At 71.5% G+C, this 17,742-nt stretch carries 14 protein-coding genes and 1 pseudogene; 12 read left to right on the top strand and 3 right to left on the bottom strand.

Going from position 1 to position 17,742, the window contains the following annotated elements:
- Window positions 1-33: 33 nt before the first annotated feature.
- Window positions 34-324: a hypothetical protein gene (locus ABTX78_RS12840; protein ID WP_352206816.1), complete on the top strand. Its 291-nt coding sequence runs from the start codon at window positions 34-36 to the stop codon at window positions 322-324.
- Between the two features lie 335 nt (window positions 325-659).
- Here the strand turns inward: ABTX78_RS12840 and ABTX78_RS12835 are convergent, their stop codons facing one another.
- A complete protein-coding gene (locus ABTX78_RS12835; RefSeq protein WP_352206815.1) occupies window positions 660-2,483 on the bottom strand; it encodes a glycoside hydrolase family 3 protein in 1,824 nt (607 codons plus the stop codon).
- Window positions 2,484-2,951: 468 nt separating this feature from the next.
- Between ABTX78_RS12835 and ABTX78_RS12830 the strand changes: the two genes are divergently transcribed.
- Both ABTX78_RS12830 and ABTX78_RS12825 read left to right on the top strand, forming a co-directional pair.
- Window positions 2,952-3,887 carry a bifunctional helix-turn-helix transcriptional regulator/GNAT family N-acetyltransferase gene (locus tag ABTX78_RS12830; protein ID WP_352206814.1) on the top strand — a complete coding sequence of 312 codons (936 nt, stop codon included), beginning with the start codon at window positions 2,952-2,954 and terminating at the stop codon, window positions 3,885-3,887.
- Window positions 3,884-4,660, top strand: a pseudogene (locus ABTX78_RS12825) (sugar phosphate isomerase/epimerase family protein); the annotation flags it as partial. The gene ABTX78_RS12830 and the pseudogene ABTX78_RS12825, both read left to right, overlap by 4 nt.
- Here ABTX78_RS12825 and ABTX78_RS12820 read toward each other — a convergent pair.
- Window positions 4,548-5,504, bottom strand: a complete 957-nt coding sequence (locus ABTX78_RS12820; RefSeq protein WP_352206813.1) for an EamA family transporter — start codon at window positions 5,502-5,504, stop codon at window positions 4,548-4,550. The pseudogene ABTX78_RS12825 and the gene ABTX78_RS12820 sit on opposite strands and share 113 nt — an antisense overlap.
- 90 nt (window positions 5,505-5,594) lie before the next feature.
- Here ABTX78_RS12820 and ABTX78_RS12815 point away from each other — a divergent pair, with 90 nt between their 5' ends.
- Entirely contained in the window at window positions 5,595-6,488 is an 894-nt protein-coding gene (locus ABTX78_RS12815; RefSeq protein ID WP_352206812.1) for a LysR family transcriptional regulator, read from the top strand.
- Window positions 6,489-7,250: 762 nt separating this feature from the next.
- Here ABTX78_RS12815 and ABTX78_RS12810 read toward each other — a convergent pair.
- A complete protein-coding gene (locus ABTX78_RS12810) occupies window positions 7,251-8,312 on the bottom strand; it encodes a LacI family DNA-binding transcriptional regulator (RefSeq protein ID WP_352206811.1) in 1,062 nt (353 codons plus the stop codon).
- Window positions 8,313-8,469: 157 nt separating this feature from the next.
- On the opposite strand from ABTX78_RS12810, the gene ABTX78_RS12805 reads away from it, so the two are divergent.
- From ABTX78_RS12805 to ABTX78_RS12770, 8 genes are all read left to right on the top strand, one after another.
- Window positions 8,470-9,621: a Gfo/Idh/MocA family protein gene (locus ABTX78_RS12805; RefSeq protein WP_352206810.1), complete on the top strand. Its 1,152-nt coding sequence runs from the start codon at window positions 8,470-8,472 to the stop codon at window positions 9,619-9,621.
- Window positions 9,618-10,787 (top strand): dihydrodipicolinate synthase family protein, encoded by a 1,170-nt coding sequence (locus tag ABTX78_RS12800; protein WP_352206809.1) that lies wholly within the window; start codon window positions 9,618-9,620, stop codon window positions 10,785-10,787. Before ABTX78_RS12805 ends, ABTX78_RS12800 begins: the two co-directional genes overlap by 4 nt.
- Window positions 10,784-11,614 carry a sugar phosphate isomerase/epimerase family protein gene (locus ABTX78_RS12795; protein WP_352206808.1) on the top strand — a complete coding sequence of 277 codons (831 nt, stop codon included), beginning with the start codon at window positions 10,784-10,786 and terminating at the stop codon, window positions 11,612-11,614. Before ABTX78_RS12800 ends, ABTX78_RS12795 begins: the two co-directional genes overlap by 4 nt.
- Window positions 11,615-11,729: 115 nt before the next feature.
- Window positions 11,730-12,356: a hypothetical protein gene (locus ABTX78_RS12790; RefSeq protein WP_352206807.1), complete on the top strand. Its 627-nt coding sequence runs from the start codon at window positions 11,730-11,732 to the stop codon at window positions 12,354-12,356.
- 90 nt (window positions 12,357-12,446) lie between these two features.
- On the top strand, window positions 12,447-13,001 hold the full coding sequence (locus ABTX78_RS12785) for a SigE family RNA polymerase sigma factor (RefSeq protein ID WP_352206806.1): 555 nt from the start codon (window positions 12,447-12,449) through the stop codon (window positions 12,999-13,001).
- The gene (locus ABTX78_RS12780) at window positions 12,998-13,672 is read left to right on the top strand and encodes a hypothetical protein (protein ID WP_352206805.1); all 675 of its coding nucleotides are present in this window, start codon (window positions 12,998-13,000) and stop codon (window positions 13,670-13,672) included. Before ABTX78_RS12785 ends, ABTX78_RS12780 begins: the two co-directional genes overlap by 4 nt.
- Before the next feature lie 296 nt (window positions 13,673-13,968).
- The gene (gene recD2, locus ABTX78_RS12775) at window positions 13,969-16,173 is read left to right on the top strand and encodes an SF1B family DNA helicase RecD2 (protein WP_352206804.1); all 2,205 of its coding nucleotides are present in this window, start codon (window positions 13,969-13,971) and stop codon (window positions 16,171-16,173) included.
- A 230-nt stretch (window positions 16,174-16,403) separates the two neighbouring features.
- A complete protein-coding gene (locus ABTX78_RS12770; RefSeq protein WP_352206803.1) occupies window positions 16,404-17,693 on the top strand; it encodes a citrate synthase in 1,290 nt (429 codons plus the stop codon).
- Window positions 17,694-17,742 lie beyond the last annotated feature (49 nt).

Genomic DNA, 17,742 nt, shown 5'->3' with positions numbered 1-17,742 from the left:
GGCGCGGGCGGAGGCCACCGTGAACTCGGGCCGGTGGTCGCCCGATCCGTCGCAGGCCGTCTCCTTCACCTGCCGCTGGGCCGCGCTGTAGACGCAGTCGCCGACCAGGGTGTGCGGGCCGCCGCCCCCGCCCGGGTCGCCCGGGTGCGGCGGCAGGAGATTGCGTATACAGGCGTAGCCCTGCCCCACATCGCCGTCACCGTCCTCGTCGGCCGCCGGGCGCCCCTCGGAGATGTGCGGGACGAGTCGGTGGGCGCCGGACAGGGCGGCCCGGTCGAGGACCGGCCGCCGTACCGCGCGAGGACCCGGGCCGCGGCCCGCTAACCGGAGTACGGCACCTCATCGAAGTCCCGGGCGGGCGAGGCACAGTCGCCCCGCCCCAGGAAGACCGCTCGGTAGCCGGGTGAGGGGGACGCGGCGGCTGGGCCGGACGGCGTCCCGGCCGCGGCCGGGACGCCGTCCGGCCGTGAGGGCGACCAGCACGAGTACCGGGACGCTCACCGCGCCCGCGGACCGCCGAATTCCTGCCATACGGGACCCCCCGGGCATCCGGCCGGTGCGGCCGGTGCGGCCCGCCGAAGCGGGCCACACCGGCCGCCCGGAAAGGCCGCGGGACGATTGCCGGTGGTGCGCCGGTGGCAGTGGCCGTTTGAGATACGTCAGTCGTACGACAGACCGTGCCCCACGGGATACAGCACCCGGTCCGGGTCGTCCGCCCGCGGCACGGGTACGGGCAGTCGGCCCTCGGGGTCGGTGCGGCCCGCGACGACCCGTGCCGCCGCCCGCAGTTCGACATCGGTCCAGCAGTACGTGGCGAGCGCCGCAGGCACACCGCCGAGGTGGGCGATGTCGTACGGGTTGCGGATGGCCAGCGTCACAACCGGCACACCGGTGGCCACCAGCCGGGCCACCAAAGTGCGCTGCGTACTGGTGGCGGTGACGTTGTAGGTGGCGACGACGACCGCGTCCTTGCCGCTCGCCGCCGCCACCGCCTCCTCGATCTTCGCCGCGGCCGGCGCGGTGCCGGTGGACAGGGCGGTGGCGGTGAAGCCCAGTTCGGTGAAGGCCTTCGCCAGCACCGCGGTCGGTGGCCCGGTCGTCCCGGTCGGGGAGGCCGGATCCGCGCCGACGACCAGCAGCCGGGGCTCCCGGCGGCGGCTGAGCGGCAGCAGCCCGCGCTCGTTGACGAGCAGGGTCGTCGTCCCGTCGGCGATCCGGTCCGCGGCGGCCAGATGGGCGCGTGTGCCGACCTTGCGCTCCACGCCCGCCTCCGAGACGAACGGCCGGCTGAACAGCCCCAGACGCTCCTTGAGGCGGAGGATCCGCAGGATCGATTCGTCGAGGCGTTCGACGGTCAGCTCACCGCTCTTGACGGCGTTCAGCACCCCGTTCCAGGCGACGGCCAGGTCCGGTGGGTTGAGCAACTGGTCCACGCCCGCCTTCAGCGCGAGCACCGGCACCCGGTGGTCCCCGTACTTGTCGCGTACGCCCTGCATGTTGAGCGCGTCCGTCACCACCACCCCGTCGTAGCCGAGTTCCTCGCGCAGGATGCCGGTGAGGATGGGACGGGAGAGGGTGGCGGGGTCGTTGCTCGGGTCCAGGGCGGGGAACTGGATGTGCGCCGTCATGATCGAGTCGATCCCGGCGTCGATCGCCGCGCGGAAGGGCGGGGCGTCGATCTCCTCCCACTCCTGGCGGGTGTGGGTGATGACCGGGATGCCGGTGTGGCTGTCGACGGTCGTGTCACCGTGGCCGGGGAAGTGCTTCGACGTCGCGGCCACGCCGGCGCTTCGGTAGCCGCGGACCTGGGCGGCGACCATCCGGGCGACGGCCTCGGGGTCGGAGCCGAAGGAGCGCACGCCGATGACGGGGTTGGCCGGGTTGACGTTGACGTCCGCGACCGGCGCGTAGTTCTGGAGGATGCCCATGGCGGCCAGTTCGGTCCCGGCGATCTCCGCCGCGCTGCGGGCGTCGGACCGCGATCCGCCTGCCCCCAGGGCCATCGCTCCGGGCAGCAGGGTGGCGGGCCTGCCCACCCGCGCGACGATGCCGTGCTCCTGGTCCGTGGAGATCAGCAGCGGCAGGGGGGTGGGCTGGTCCAGGCCCGCGCGCTGGATGCCGTTGGACAGCCCGGCGATCTGCCGGGGGTCGCGGGTGTTGTGCGCCCAGGCGAAGTAGATGATGCCGCCGACGTGGTACCGGGCGATCAGCTCGGCGGCCGTGCGAACGCCCATCTCCTTGAGGTTCAGGTCGATGTCGGCCTGGTCGGGCGCGGTCGCGGAGTGCCCGTACACCCGCATCACGAAGAGCTGGCCGACCTTCTCCTCGACGCTCATCCGGGAGATCAGCCGTTTCAGCCGGTCTCGGTGGTCATGGGACGCCGGTCCGGCGGCGTACGCGGGGACCGCGGCGGCACTCGCCGCCAGGGCGGTGGCGGCGGTCGCGCCGAGAACGGTGCGTCTGGAGAGGCTCCGGTCGTGCATGGGTGCTCCTTCCGGCCTTGCTCGACAAGGGAGTTGAAGGAAACTTCCAAAGCACACGGATAGCCCGAAAATTACTGCCAGGTCAAGGGTGCGGCAAGGAAAAGGGCGCGCGCCGCGCGAAAGGTCACCGGTACGGGGGCCGCCACCGGCGCTTCGGGAGGGGGCGCACCGGTGGCGGCGGGGCCGCCGGCCGCAGACGGCGGGAGAGGGAGGGATCGGCGCTCGCGGGTGGAGCAGCGAGGGCCGACACCGTGCTGCGGGTCGCATCCGACGGAGTGGCGGGTTAGACGGAAAACGGGAAGGGCGGGTTGCCTCGCCGGCCGGAACCGGTGCGGGAGGGAGAGATGAGGTTCCTGTGACGTCCGACCTCGGTCCGCCCCTCGTGCGCCGCCGGGGGTCCGCTGCTCTTGCCCCGACAGCCGCCCGGGCCTAGCGTTGACTCAGTCAAGGAAAATGCTGGGAGCCTTCATGCCGATCCAGGAGATCCGCGCGTTCAACCGCTTCTACACCAACCTCATCGGCGCGCTCGACTACAGCAAACACCTCTACACCCCGTACACCCTCACCGAGTCCCGCGTCCTCTACGAACTCGCCCACAGCCCGCGGACCGACGCCGCCGACCTGCGCGCCGAGCTGTCCCTCGACGCCGGGTATCTGAGCCGGCTCCTCGCCAAGTTCGAGCGGGACGGCCTCGTGGCGCGCGCGCCCTCCGAGAGGGACCCGCGGCGGCAGCGCATCACCCTCACCGCCCAGGGACGGGAAGCCGCCGCCCTGCTCGACGAACGCTCGCGCGAGGCCGTGGCGAGACTGCTCGGCGGGGTCACCGCGGAGGACCGGACACGGCTGGTCGCCTCGATGCGGACCGTGCGCGAGATCCTCACGCCCGGCCGGCCCGCGCACCGCGACGGCCCGGTGCTGCGCGACCCGCGCCCCGGCGACCTCGGCTGGGTCGTCCAGCGGCACGGGGCGCTGTACGCGGCGGAGTACGGGTGGAACGCCGACTTCGAGGGCCTCGTCGCCCGTATCGTCGCCGACTTCGCCCAGGACCACGATCCCCATCTGGAACGGGTGTGGATCGCCGAGCTGGACGGACAACCGGTGGGGTCGGTGATGTGCGTACGGGACGACGCCCCCGCCACCGCGCGCCTGCGGCTGCTCCTGGTGGAACCCGAGGCGCGCGGCCACGGGCTCGGCGACGGACTCGTGCGCTCGGTGGTGGATTTCGCCCGCGAAGTGGGGTACCGGGAACTGGTGCTGTGGACCAACGACGTACTGACCGGAGCCCGCCGGATCTACCAGCGGGCCGGGTTCACCCTCGTCGCCGAGAAACCGCACCGCTCGTACGGAGTGGATCTGGTCGGCCAGGACTGGCGGCTGCCCCTGCAGGAAGGAACGGTCAAGTGAAGTTCGCCTTCTCGACGCTCGGAGTGCCGGGCATGCCCATCCGGGACGTGGTCCAGCTGGCCGCCGACACCGGGTACCAGGGGGTGGAGCTGCGGGCCGACCCCGAGGAGCCGGTGCACCCGGGGATCGGGGCTGCCGAACGGGCCGCCGTCGCCGACGAGTTCGCGCGGGCCGGTGTCGAGATCCTCGCGGTCTGCGGATACACCGGCCTCGCGGCCCCCGGCGAGGACGCGGCCGTGATCCAGGAGGTCGAGGACCTGCTGCGGCTCGCCAAGGACGTCGGCGCGCCGCATGTGCGCGTCTTCCCCGGCGGCGAGGGCCAGGACCCGGCGGAGGCGGAGGCCGTCGCCGCCCGCCGGCTCGGGGCGGCCGCCGAGACCGCGGCCGGACTGGACGTACGGATTCTGGTCGAGACCCACGACTCGCACCGGACCGGCGCCGGCGTCTCCCGCATCCTCGGACCGGTCGGCCATCTGTACGCGGGCGCGATCTGGGACGTGGTGCACCCCTGGCTGGAGGGTGAGGAACCGGCGATCGCCCATGCCGCGCTCTCCCCGTTCCTCGGCTACGTCCAGGTCAAGGACGTCGCCTCGGCCGACGACCTCGCCCCGCTGGCGCTCGGTACCGGGGTGCTGCCGCTCGCCGCGTGCCTGGCCCAGCTCACCGACGAGACGTGGCTGAGCTGGGAGTACGAGAAGCGCTGGCACCCGGAGGCAGCGGACCTGCCGGCACTGCTGGCGCCGGGCCGGATGCACCTGGAGCAACTGCTCGCGACAGCGAGGTGAGCGCGACACCACCGACGAGGAGCACCGCGGCGCCCCAGCGCAGCGGGCTCACCGACTCGTCCAGCAGCAGAGCGGCGGACGTCATGCCGAAGACGGGCACGAGCAGCGAGAAGGGCGCGACGGCGGAGGCGGGGTAGCGCCGCAGCAGGAACCCCCAGGCCCCGAAGCCGAACACCGTCGCGCCCCAGGCGACGTAGACGACGGTCCCGGCGCCGCTCCAGTCGAGGGACCGCAGGGCGTGCAGATCCGCCGAAGGTCCCTCGAAGAGCAACGAGAGCGCGAGGAGCGGCAGCACGGGGACCACGGACACCCAGACCATGAAGTTCAGCGCGTCCGGCGGGGACGCCTTGCGGGTCAGCACATTGGACACGCCCCAGCAGGCGGCGGCCGCGACGACGAGCACAAAGCCGAGCAGCGGCCCCGACGTCCCTTCGTCGACGGCGGCGAGGGCGATGCCGCCCAGCGCCACGGCCATGCCCAGGACCCGCGCCCTGCCCGGCCGTTCGGCGAGCACGACCGCGGCCAGAACGGCCGTGAACACCGCCTGGATCTGGAGCACGAGCGAGGACAGTCCGGCCGGCATACCCCGGTCCATGCCGATGAACAGCAGCCCGAACTTCGCGACCCCGAGGGCCAGTCCGACGCCGATCAGCCACTTCCAGGCGACCTTGGGGCGGCCCACGAAGAAGACGGCGGGCAGTGCGGCCACCAGGAAGCGCAACGCGGAGAACAGCAGCGGCGGGAAGTGCCCGAGGCCGAGTTCGATGACGACGAAGTTGACTCCCCAGACCGCGGCGACGGTCACGGCGAGTGCCATGTGTACGGGACGCATGCGTCGAGGATCACCGGCCCGGACCATGTAGCACCAGCGCGGGTTTCTTCATGGTGGAATTGAGCGTTGCTTACGAATGGGGGGTGGGCCGTGCTCGATCTGGGACGCCTGCGGGCGCTGCACGCGGTCGCGGTGCACGGTTCGGTGGCCGCCGCGGCGACCGCGCTCGGGTACACCCCGTCCGCGGTGTCGCAGCAGATCACCAAGCTGGAGCGGGAGACGCGGACGACGCTGCTGGAGCGGCGGGGACGGGGCGTGGCGCTCACCGACGCGGCACAGCACCTCGCCGGGACGGCCGAGGAACTGCTCGCGATCGTGGAACGCGCGGAGACCACGCTGGAGGAACGGCGGGGGCAGCCCACCGGCCGCCTGACGATCGCCGCGTTCCCGTCCGCCGCGCGCGGACTCATGCCGGGCGTCCTCGCCGAACTGGCCCGTCTGCACCCCACCCTCGACGCCCGCCTCACCGAGGTCGACCCGCATCTGTCCGTCGACCTCGTGGCCCGGGGGATGACCGACCTCGCGGTCGCCCACGACTGGGACATCGCGCCGCTGCCCGCACCGGACGGCGTCGAACAGGCACACCTCGGCGACGACCTGTGCGACCTGCTGGTGCCGGAGGGGCATCCGCTGGCGTCCCTGGCATCGGTACGGCGCGAGGACCTGGCCGGTCAGCGCTGGATCTGCCAGCCGCCGGGCACGGTCTGCCACGACTGGCTGATCCGGATGCTGCGGGCGACGGGGAGCGAACCGGACCTCGTCCACCAGGCGGAGGAGAACCACACCCAACTGGCGCTGGTGGCGGCGGGGCTGGGGATCGCGGTGATGCCGCGCCTGGGGCGGGGGGCGTTGCCGGAGGGGGTACGGGAGGTGCCGCTGACGCCGGTGCCGAGGCGGAGGCTGTACGCGCTGTGGCGGGAGGGGGCGGCGAGACGCCCGTCGATCGCGGCGACGGTGGGGGCGTTGCGGGCGGGGGTTGCCTGAGGGTGTGGTGGTTGGGGTCCTCGTCCGGGGCGCGTGGCTTGTGGTGCGGGTGCGGTCGCTTGTGGTGCGGGTGCCTGATGTGCGGGTGCCTTGATGTGCGGGTCGCTGTGGTGCGGGCACGCGCCCGGTTGGTGGGTGGGTGCGGGTGCCGGGTTCTCCGGAGGGGGGTGTCCGGACTGCTTTCTCACCGCGCTTCGCGCGAGTTGCTGAAGCTTTGACGTCCGGACACCCCCCTCCTGCGCCCCCGTCCCCCTCCCGCCCGTCAGCGACCCCCCGTCCGTCCCATACCAAGGTTTCGTGGACCGATCGCGACGCGAGGGGGCGGATACGCCTCCGGCCGGAGCGAGGGCTCGGGTTCAGGGACGGGGACGTGCAGGGGTCGTGTCCGGGACGTCAAAGCGCCCGCAACTCGCGCGAATCGCGGTGAGGACCGCAGTCCCGGACATGACCCCGGAACGGCACCGGGACAGCAACCCCACAACCCGCCGCGCCCCAAGAACCCGGACCCAATCCACAAGAACCCGCACCGCACAAGCCGCTCAGCCACGAGAACCCGAGCCGCACAAGCCGCTCAGCCGCGAGAACCCGAGCCGAACAAGCCGCTCAGCCGCGAGAACCCGAGCCGAACAAGCCGCTCAGCCGCGAGAACCCGAGCCGAACAAGCCGCTCAGCCACGAGAACCCGAGCCGAACAAGCCGCTCAGCCGCGAGAACCCGAGCCGGACAAGCCGCTCAGCCGCAAGAGCCCGGCCGAATCAGCCGCTCAGGACTTCGGCCGGCCCGTCGACTCCCTCGCCATCAGCTCCGCTCCGATCGTCGCGATGCCCCCCGGCGGCGCCGCCTCCCGCCCCATCGCCAGCCGCCCCGCCCGCGCCCCCGCCTCGTACAGCGGCAGTCGTACCGTCGTCAGCGCCGGTACCGCGTCCACCGAGAACGGCAGGTCGTCGAAGCCGGCGACCGAGATGTCCTCGGGGATGCGCAGGCCCTGGTCGCGCAGGGCCGCGCACGCGCCCAGCGCCACGGTGTCGTTCGCGGCGACGATCGCCGTCAGGGCCGGGTCGCGCCGCAGGAGTTCGAGGGTCGCGTCGTAGCCGGACTGCCGCGCGTACGGGCCGTGCACGGTGAGCCGGTCCTGGTTCTCGGTTATGCCCGCGGCGGTCAGCGCGGCCCGGTGGCCCTCCAGCCGGTGACGGGTCGTGGTGCGCTCCGTCGGCCCGGCGACGTACCCGATGCGCCGGTGGCCGAGGGACAGCAGATGCTCCGTCAGCCGCCGTCCGCCGCCCCGGTTGTCGAAGGTGAGCGCGGCCACGATCGAGTCGCTGCCCGGCAGGGGCGGGCGCCCGCACAGCACGACCCGGGTCCCCGCGTCCGCGAGTTTCGCCAGCTTCGAGGACATGGCCGCGATGTGCGCGGGGTCCTCCAGCGCGCCGCCGGTGAGGACGACGGCCGCCGCCCGCTGCCGCTGGAGCAGGGTGAGGTAGGTGAGCTCCCGGTCCGGTGAGCCGTTGGTGTTGCAGACGACGGCGAGTTTCTCGCCGCCCGCGCGCCCGGTGCCCTCCTGCCCGCCGATCTCCGTCTGCGCGGCTCCGGCCATGATCCCGAAGAAGGGGTCGGCGATGTCGTTGACGAGGATGCCGACGAGGTCGGAGGTGGCGGCGGCGAGTGAGCTGGCGGGCCCGTTCAGGACGTAGTCGAGTTCGTCGACGGCGCGAAGGACCCGCTCCCGCGTCGACGCCGCGACCGGGTAGTTGCCGTTGAGCACACGCGACACGGTGGCCGGGGACACCCGAGCGCGCGCCGCGACGTCCGACAGGGTGACTGTCATCGCTTTCCTCCGCGGGAGATGGAACAGAGCCCTTGTCCGGGTCACTGTCGGCAGGCTAGCGTCATACCGCGTAGAAAGCGCTTGCTACCGCGGTATCGAGGCAACAAGGCCATAAAGAGGGAACCGTCCGGGGATCGAGGGACATGGAGGCATCTTCGTGACACGCAGGACAGTGCGGATCGCCATGAACGGCGTGACCGGACGGATGGGATACCGCCAGCATCTGGTGCGCTCCCTGCTGGCCATCCGCGATCAGGGTGGTCTCGATCTGGGGGACGGCGAGACGCTGTGGCCGGAGCCCGTTCTCGTCGGGCGCCGCGAGCACGCGCTGCGCGACATCGCCGAACAGCACGGACTGGAGCACTGGACGACCGACCTGGACGCCGTGCTGGCCGACGGCAGCGTGGACATCTACTTCGACGCGCAGGTCTCCTCCGCCCGCGTCCCCGCGATCAAACAGGCCATCGCGGCGGGCAAGCACGTCTACACCGAGAAGCCGACCGCGACCGATCTCGCCGGCGCCCTGGAGCTGGCACGTCTCGCCGCCGCCGCCGGCATCCGGCACGGCGTCGTCCAGGACAAGATCTTCCTGCCGGGTCTGTTGAAGCTGAAGCGCCTCGTGGAGGGCGGCTTCTTCGGCGAGATCCTGTCCGTACGGGGCGAGTTCGGCTACTGGGTCTTCGAGGGCGACTGGCAGGAGGCCCAGCGCCCGTCCTGGAACTACCGCTCCGAGGACGGCGGCGGCATCGCCGTCGACATGTTCCCGCACTGGGAGTACGTACTGCACGGTCTCTTCGGCCGCGTCACCAGCGTGAGCGCGCAGGTCTCCACACACATCCCGCAGCGCTGGGACGAGCGCGGCAAGCCGTACGAGGCGACCGCGGACGACGCGGCGTACGCGATCTTCCAGCTGGAGGGCGGGGCCGTCGCCCAGATCAACTCCTCCTGGGCGGTGCGGGTCATGCGCGACGAGCTCGTGGAGTTCCAGGTCGACGGCACCCACGGCTCAGCGGTCGCCGGGCTGCGCCGGTGCCGCGTCCAGCACCGCTCGGCCACCCCGAAGCCGGTGTGGAACCCCGATCTGCCGGCCACCGAGCCCTTCCGCGACCAGTGGCAGGAGATCCCGGACAACACGGAGTTCGAGAACGGGTTCAAGGCGCAGTGGGAGCTGTTTCTGCGCCATGTGGCGCTCGGCGAGCCCTACCACTGGGATCTGCTCGCCGGTGCGCGCGGTGTGCAGCTCGCCGAACTCGCTCTCAGATCGTCGGCCGAGGGCCGTCGCCTCGACGTTCCGGAGCTGACCCTGTGATCCGACTCCCGAGCGCCGACGGCCGGTTGCGCGCCCACACCCCGCGGGCCGAACCCGCGGACTTCACCGTCTCCGGGGGCGCGGGTGGTGCCCCGCCCGCCTCCCGTACGGTCTTCTCCGCCGCGCATGTCGTCGCCGACCCGTACGCCGACACCGCCCCCGGTTCACCCGCCGCGGTCGACTGGGACGCCACCCTCGCCTTCCGCCGCCATCTGTGGTCGCACGGCCTCGGTGTCGCCGAGGCGATGGACACCGCCCAGCGGGGGATGGGTCTGGACTGGGCGGGCGCGGCGGAGCTGATCCGGCGCTCGGCCGCCGAGGCCGGGGCGGTGGGTGGCCGGATCGCCTGCGGTGCGGGGACCGACCAGCTGACCGGATCCGCGGACCTCGCGGCGGTACGGGCGGCGTACGAGGAACAGCTCGCTCTCGTCGAGTCCACCGGCGCGGGCGCGATCCTGATGGCATCCCGTGCGCTGGCGGCGACAGCGACCTCGGCGGACGACTACCTCACCGTCTACGGCCATCTGCTGCGCCAGGCCTCCGAACCGGTGATCCTGCACTGGCTCGGGCCGATGTTCGACCCGGCACTGGAGGGTTACTGGGGAAGCGCCGACCTCGACACCGCCACGGAGACCTTCCTGGAGGTCGTCGCGGCCCACCCCGACAAGGTGGACGGCATCAAGGTGTCGCTGCTGGACGCGCGCCGGGAGGTGGAGCTGCGTCGGCGCCTCCCGCAGGGCGTGCGCTGTTACACGGGCGACGACTTCCACTACCCGGAGCTGATCGCCAGCGACGAACGCGGCTTCTTCAGCCACGCGCTGCTCGGCATCTTCGATCCGCTGGGACCGCTGGCGGCGGAGGCGGTACGGGTGCTGGACACCGGGGACACGGAGGGCTTCCGCAAGCTCCTCGACCCCACGGTCGGCCTCTCCCGCCATCTCTTCGAGGCGCCCACGCGCTTCTACAAGACCGGTGTGGTGTTCCTGGCCTGGCTCGCCGGGCATCAGTCGCACTTCTCGATGGTCGGCGGCCTCCAGTCGGCGCGCTCGCTGCCCCATCTCGCGCGGGCCTACGAACTGGCCGACGGCCTCGGCCTGTTCCCCGACCCGGCCCTGGCCGAGAGGCGCATGCGGTCCCTGCTCGATGTGTACGGAGTCAGCGCATGACCGGTCCGAGCCGCTTCAGCATCAACCAGATGACCGTGAAGCAGCTGTCCCTGCCCGAACTGACCAAGGCCTGCCTGCGGCTGGGCGTTTCCGGGGTCGGACTGTGGCGTGAGCCCGTCCGGTCGTACGGCGTCGCGGCGACGGCCGCGCTCGTCCGCGACGCGGGTCTCGCGGTCACGAGCCTGTGCCGCGGCGGCTTCTTCACCGCGATCGACCCCGGGGAGCGGGCACGTGCGCTCGACGACAACCGCGCGGCGATCGACGAGGCCGCGACCCTGGGCACGGACACCCTGGTCCTCGTCTCCGGCGGACTGCCGCCGGGCAGCGCCGACTTGGCAGGAGCCCGCGAGCGGATCGCGGACGCGCTGTCGGTCCTCGCGCCCTACGCGGGGGAGCGGGGCGTACGGCTGGCGATCGAACCGCTGCACCCGATGTACGCCGCGGACCGCTGTGTCGTCTCCACCCTGACCCAGGCCCTCGCGCTCGCCGGACGGTTCCCGTCGTCGCAGGTGGGCGTAGTGGTGGACACCTACCACATCTGGTGGGACGACACGGCGCCGGACGCGGTCGCGAGGGCGGGAGCGGAAGGCCGCATCCATGCCTTCCAACTCGCCGACTGGACCACACCGTTGCCCGCCGGAGTGCTCAACGGCCGGGGACAGATCGGCGACGGATCGATCGACATGCGCGCGTGGCGCAGCCGGGTGGACGCGGCGGGCTACAGCGGCCCGATCGAGGTCGAGCTGTTCAACGAGCGGCTGTGGGCACGCGACGGAGAGGAGGTGCTGACGGAGACCGTGCGCCGCTTCGTCGAGCACGTGCTCTGACACCACCCGGGAAGTCCGCCGAGAAACTTCCGCTGCCATGACATAGCCGCCGGGGCCGGACGCCGTCTGACAGATGTAGACGTTCACGGATCGCGTCCGATCATCTGGAGGAAGCATGAGCAGAAGGCGGCTTGCCGTAGCGGGAGCGGTGGCGCTGGTTCTGGCGGCCGGCGGCGGGACGGCCATCGCGGTCGACCGCGCGGCATCGCCCGCGGCCCCGGCGACGACGCGGAACGGGCTGTCTCCGGCCGCCGCTCCCGCGCAGAACGGGGCCGCTCCGGCGCAGCCCCGGGCGAAGTCCCCGTCCGCGACCGGGCCGCGCGTCGTACGCCCCTACGAGCCCGTCGACATCGGCCGCGGCGCGAAGATGGCCCTCCTGCCCGAGGGCCGGCAGAACTATGTGGTCGGCTACGACGACTTCGCGGCCGATGTCGAGGAGGCCAGGAAGTACCCCGGCAGCAGCATCCGTCCCAACAGCCTCAGCGGCGGCATCGGCACCGGGGGCGACGACATCCTCTTCACCGGCGCCTACCGTACGGACACGCCGCCGGCGCGGATGACCGTGCGCATCGGCAGGGGCCCGGAGACCGAGGCCGCGATGCTGCGGCTGCCGGGCAGGCCCGGCTGGGGCACGTACTACCTCGACCGGCCCGGAGCCGGACCGTGGCGGGAGCCCGTCACGGTCACCGCGTACGACGGCGGCGGCGCGGTGCTGGCGACCCTGACCTTCGGCCCCAGGTAGGACCGGAGCCGCGCCGCCGGGCCCGTACAGGGGTCGGGCACGCCGGCGCGGCCCCCGACGGCGAACAGCGGCCCCGACAGAGGACCCTGATTGAAGACGAGCGCGGAGGCGGACTTCCGGGCATTCGTGGTCAGCCGCTGGCCACGGATGCTCCGGACGGCCCGGCTCCTGACCGGACATCACCACGACGCGGAGGACCTGGTGCAGGCAGCCCTGGCCAAGGCGTATGTGAAGTGGGAGCGCATCCAGCGCACCGACGACCCCGACGCCTACGTCTGGCGCATCATGATCAACGCCAATGTGGACCGGCTCCGGCGGACGCGGGCACGCGAGTGGCTCACCACCCGCTTCCCGGAGACGGCCGCCCCGGACCGCACCGAGGGCATCGCCGAACGGAGCGCGCTTCTCCAGGCGCTCGACCGGCTGCCGCCCCGGCAGCGGGCCGTGATCGTGCTGCGGTATCTGGAGGACCGCACCGAGTCGGAGGTGGCCCGGCTGCTCGGCACCCGCATCGGCACGGTCCGCAGCCACAGCGCGCGGGCCCTGCGCCGCCTCCGCGGCGAGCCGGGAGTGGCCCGTGAGCCTGCGGGCGCGTCCGCGAGCGGCAGGGCGGCCCGTGGGACGCCGAAGGAGCCGCGCCCGTGAACGACGACCTGCGCATCGGCGACGCCCTGCGACGCGAGGCGGACTCCCACCCCGTGGGGCCCGCCCCGGTCGACGACGTGCTGCGCCGGGGCCGCACCGCGCGCAGCAGGCGACGGGCGGCCGTGGCCGGTGCGGCGACGGTCACGGCGGCACTCGCCGTCCTCGCGTACGCGGGGGTCGACGGCGCCCGCGTGTCTCCCTCCCCGGCACCGCCGGCCACCGCCCCCACTCCGTCGGCATCCACCGGCCGGCCGGGCGTCCGGACCCTCCAGCCGTACGAAGTGGCCGGTATCGGCCACGGCCTGAAGGTGGTGCTGCTGCCCGAGGGCGAACAGAACTACGTCGTCCAGCGAGACGACATCCAGCAGGCGGTCACGGCGGCCCGGCAGTTGCCGGGCAACAACATCCGCCCCGACAGCGTGAGCGGTGGCCTGTCGAGCAGCGAGGGCCTCGTCCACGGCGCCTTCCGCACGGACAGACCGCCCGCCCGCATCGTGATCCGCGTGGCCGACAAGGAGTACGAGGCGGGAGTCCTGCGCCTGGGCGCGGAGCCCGACTGGGGTACGTACTACGCCTTTCCCGGCCCGGAGGTGATGCGGACCGGCTACGCGGTGACGGTCTACGCGTCCGACGGCAGCGTCCTGGCCCAGGACGGGTTCAACATCAACTGAGCGCGCGAGCAGCCGGGAACGGCGCTCGGATGCGGCAACCGACTGGATCCGGGAGTTCCGGAAAAATTACCGGCCGCAGTCGTACAACCCTTTACCAGTCACGCCGGTCATACCTGTCATCAAGGCTCCCGGGGGGGATCTGGGGGGATCCGGGGAGTCCTTGAGGGAGGGGAAATGGAGGGGCCCGGCCGTACGGCCGGGCCCCCTCGACGTGCCGGAATCGCTACCGCCGCTGCGCGGACGCGAGTTGTCCACAGGCCGCCCGCGTTGTCCGACCCCGGCGGTAGCGTCGGATCATGTCCAATCTGGCAGTGGTCGAAGGGGTCCTCGAGCGGATCACCTACGCCAACGAGGAGAACGGGTACACGGTCGCCCGCGTCGACACCGGACGCGGCGCCGATCTCCTCACGGTCGTCGGCTCGCTGCTCGGCGCGCAGCCGGGCGAGTCCCTGCGCATGGAGGGCCGCTGGGGCTCCCACCCGCAGTACGGCAAGCAGTTCACCGTGGAGAACTACACCACCGTCCTCCCGGCCACCGTCCAGGGCATACGCCGCTATCTCGGCTCCGGCCTGATCAAGGGCATCGGCCCGCGGATCGCCGAGCGCATCGTCGACCACTTCGGCGTCGAGACCCTCGACATCATCGAGCGGGAGCCGAAGAAGCTCATCGAGGTCCCGGGACTCGGCCCGAAGCGGACCACGTTGATCGGCGCCGCCTGGGAGGAACAGAAGGCCATCAAGGAGGTCATGATCTTCCTCCAGGGTGTCGGTGTCTCCACCTCCATCGCCGTGCGCATCTACAAGAAGTACGGGGACGCCTCGATCTCGGTCGTGAGGAACCAGCCCTACCGCCTCGCGGCCGACGTGTGGGGCATCGGCTTCCTCACCGCAGACCGGATCGCCCAGGCCGTCGGCATCCCCCACGACAGCCCGGAGCGGGTCAAGGCCGGCCTTCAGTACGCCCTGTCGCAGTCCACCGACCAGGGCCACTGCTTCCTGCCCGAGGAGCAGCTGATCGCGGACGCCGTGAAGCTCCTTCAGGTGGACACCGGCCTGGTCATCGAGTGCCTCGCCGAGCTCGCGGCCGACGAGGAGGGGGTCGTGCGGGAGAGCGTGCCCGGGCCGGACGGCGGCGAGGCGGTCACCGCCGTCTATCTGGTGCCCTTCCACCGCGCCGAGATCTCCCTGGCCGCTCAGGTGAACCGGCTGCTGCGCACCGACGAGGACCGGATGCCGGGCTTCCGGGAGGTCGTGTGGGACAAGGCGCTGGCCTGGCTCGCCGACCGCACGGGCGCCGCGCTGGCCCCCGAGCAGGAGGCCGCGGTGCGACTCGCGCTCACCAACAAGGTCGCCGTCCTCACCGGCGGCCCCGGCTGCGGAAAGTCCTTCACCGTGCGGTCGGTGGTGGAGCTGGCCCGCGCCAAGAAGGCGAAGGTGGTGCTGGCCGCCCCCACCGGCCGCGCGGCCAAGCGGCTCTCGGAGCTGACCGGGGCGGAGGCGTCCACCGTCCACCGGCTGCTGGAGCTCAGACCGGGCGGTGACGCGGCCTACGACCGCGACCGCCCGCTCGACGCCGATCTCATCGTCGTGGACGAGGCGTCCATGCTCGATCTGCTGCTGGCCAACAAGCTGGTCAAGGCCGTCGCACCGGGGGCACATCTGCTGCTCGTCGGGGACGTCGACCAGTTGCCGAGCGTGGGCGCGGGCGAGGTGCTGCGGGACCTGCTCGCGGACGGCGGCCCGGTGCCCCATGTCCGCCTCACCCGGATCTTCCGCCAGGCCCAGCAGTCCGGTGTGGTGACCAACGCCCACCGCATCAACTCCGGTGTTCCGCCCATCACTTCGGGTCTCTCCGATTTCTTCCTCTTCGTCGAGGACGAGACGGAGGACGCGGGACGGGTCGCCGTGGACGTGGCGGCCCGACGAATTCCGGCCAAATTCGGTCTCGATCCACGGCGGGATGTGCAGGTTCTGGCGCCCATGCACCGAGGCCCGGCGGGTGCGGGCACCCTCAACGGCCTGCTCCAACAAGCCATTACACCCGCGCGGCCCGATCTCCCCGAGAAGCGCTTCGGCGGACGGGTCTTCCGGGTCGGCGACAAGGTCACCCAGATTCGCAACAATTACGAGAAGGGAAAGAACGGCGTCTTCAACGGCACGGTCGGCGTGGTCACCTCGCTCCAGCCGGATGATCAGCGGCTGACCGTGCTGACGGACGAGGACGAGGAGGTTCCGTACGACTTCGACGAGCTGGACGAGCTGGCCCACGCGTATGCCGTGACCATTCACCGTTCCCAGGGCAGCGAATACCCGGCGGTGGTGATCCCGGTCACCACCGGAGCATGGATGATGCTTCAGCGGAACCTCCTCTATACGGCGGTCACCAGGGCCAAGAAGCTCGTCGTGCTCGTCGGCTCCCGCAAGGCGATAGGACAGGCAGTGCGCACCGTTTCCGCAGGCAGACGCTTCACCGCGCTCGACCACCGGCTGACCGGCGGCTGAACCGTGCGGGTTTCGGCCGGCCGGGCGAGCGCTCCGGCCCTGCGGGGTGGGAAATCCCACCCCGGCTTCCGGAACCAGGGCGAACGGGGCAAGATGAGCAGGTTGGCGGCACTGAGTGCCGCCGATAGGCCCATTGGTCGACCCCGAGTGCACTCTCCTGAGCCAAATGGGGGATGGTAGAGACAGTCAGGGCACCTCGAAGAAGAGGCACTACGTCGGTGAGGGATGACGTGAGCGACAACTCTGTAGTACTGCGGTACGCGGACGGTGAATACACCTACCCGGTGGTCGACAGCACCGTCGGTGACAAGGGCTTCGACATCGGGAAGCTCCGAGCCCAGACCGGTCTGGTGACCCTGGACAGCGGCTACGGCAACACCGCCGCCTATAAATCCGCGATCACCTATCTCGACGGTGAGCAGGGGATTCTGCGGTACCGCGGTTACCCCATCGAGCAGCTGGCCGAGCGCTCCACCTTCCTCGAGGTGGCGTACCTGCTGATCAACGGTGAGCTGCCGACGGTCGACGAGCTGTCCGCCTTCAAGGGCGAGATCACCCAGCACACGCTGCTGCACGAGGACGTCAAGCGGTTCTTCGACGGCTTCCCGCGCGACGCACACCCGATGGCGATGCTGTCCTCCGTGGTCAGCGCGCTGTCGACGTTCTACCAGGACAGCCACAACCCGTTCGACGAGACCCAGCGCCACCTCTCGACGATCCGGCTGCTCGCCAAGCTTCCGACGATCGCGGCGTACGCCTACAAGAAGTCGATCGGCCACCCCTTCGTCTACCCGCGCAACGACCTCGGGTACGTGGAGAACTTCCTGCGGATGACCTTCTCGGTCCCCGCCCAGGAGTACGACCTGGACCCGGTCGTGGTCTCGGCGCTCGACAAGCTGCTCATCCTGCACGCGGACCACGAGCAGAACTGTTCGACGTCCACCGTGCGTCTGGTCGGCTCCTCGCAGGCGAACATGTTCGCGTCGATCTCCGCCGGCATCAGCGCCCTGTGGGGCCCGCTGCACGGCGGCGCCAACCAGTCGGTGCTGGAGATGCTCGAAGGCATCAAGGCCAACGGCGGCGACGTCGACTCCTTCATCCGCAAGGTGAAGAACAAGGAGGACGGCGTCCGGCTGATGGGCTTCGGCCACCGCGTCTACAAGAGCTTCGACCCCCGGGCGAAGATCATCAAGGCGGCGGCGCACGACGTCCTCTCGGCCCTCGGCAAGTCCGACGAACTGCTGGACATCGCGCTGAAGCTCGAGGAGCACGCGCTCTCCGACGACTACTTCGTCTCGCGGAACCTCTACCCCAACGTGGACTTCTACACCGGTCTCATCTACCGGGCCATGGGCTTCCCGACCGAGATGTTCACCGTGCTCTTCGCGATCGGCCGGCTGCCCGGCTGGATCGCCCAGTGGCACGAGATGATCAAGGAGCCGGGTTCCCGCATCGGCCGCCCGCGCCAGATCTACACCGGCGAGGTCCTGCGCGACTTCGTCCCGGTCGAGGCTCGCTGAAGCGACAGTCCCGACCAGGGGACCGGTCACTCCTGAGAAGGTGATCCGG

It is taken from the genome of Streptomyces sp. NPDC096193 (assembly GCF_040302905.1).
Lineage (GTDB): Bacteria > Actinomycetota > Actinomycetes > Streptomycetales > Streptomycetaceae > Streptomyces.
The sequence above is the reverse complement of the archived record's forward strand: the minus strand, read 5'-3'. Positions and strand labels throughout refer to the sequence as shown.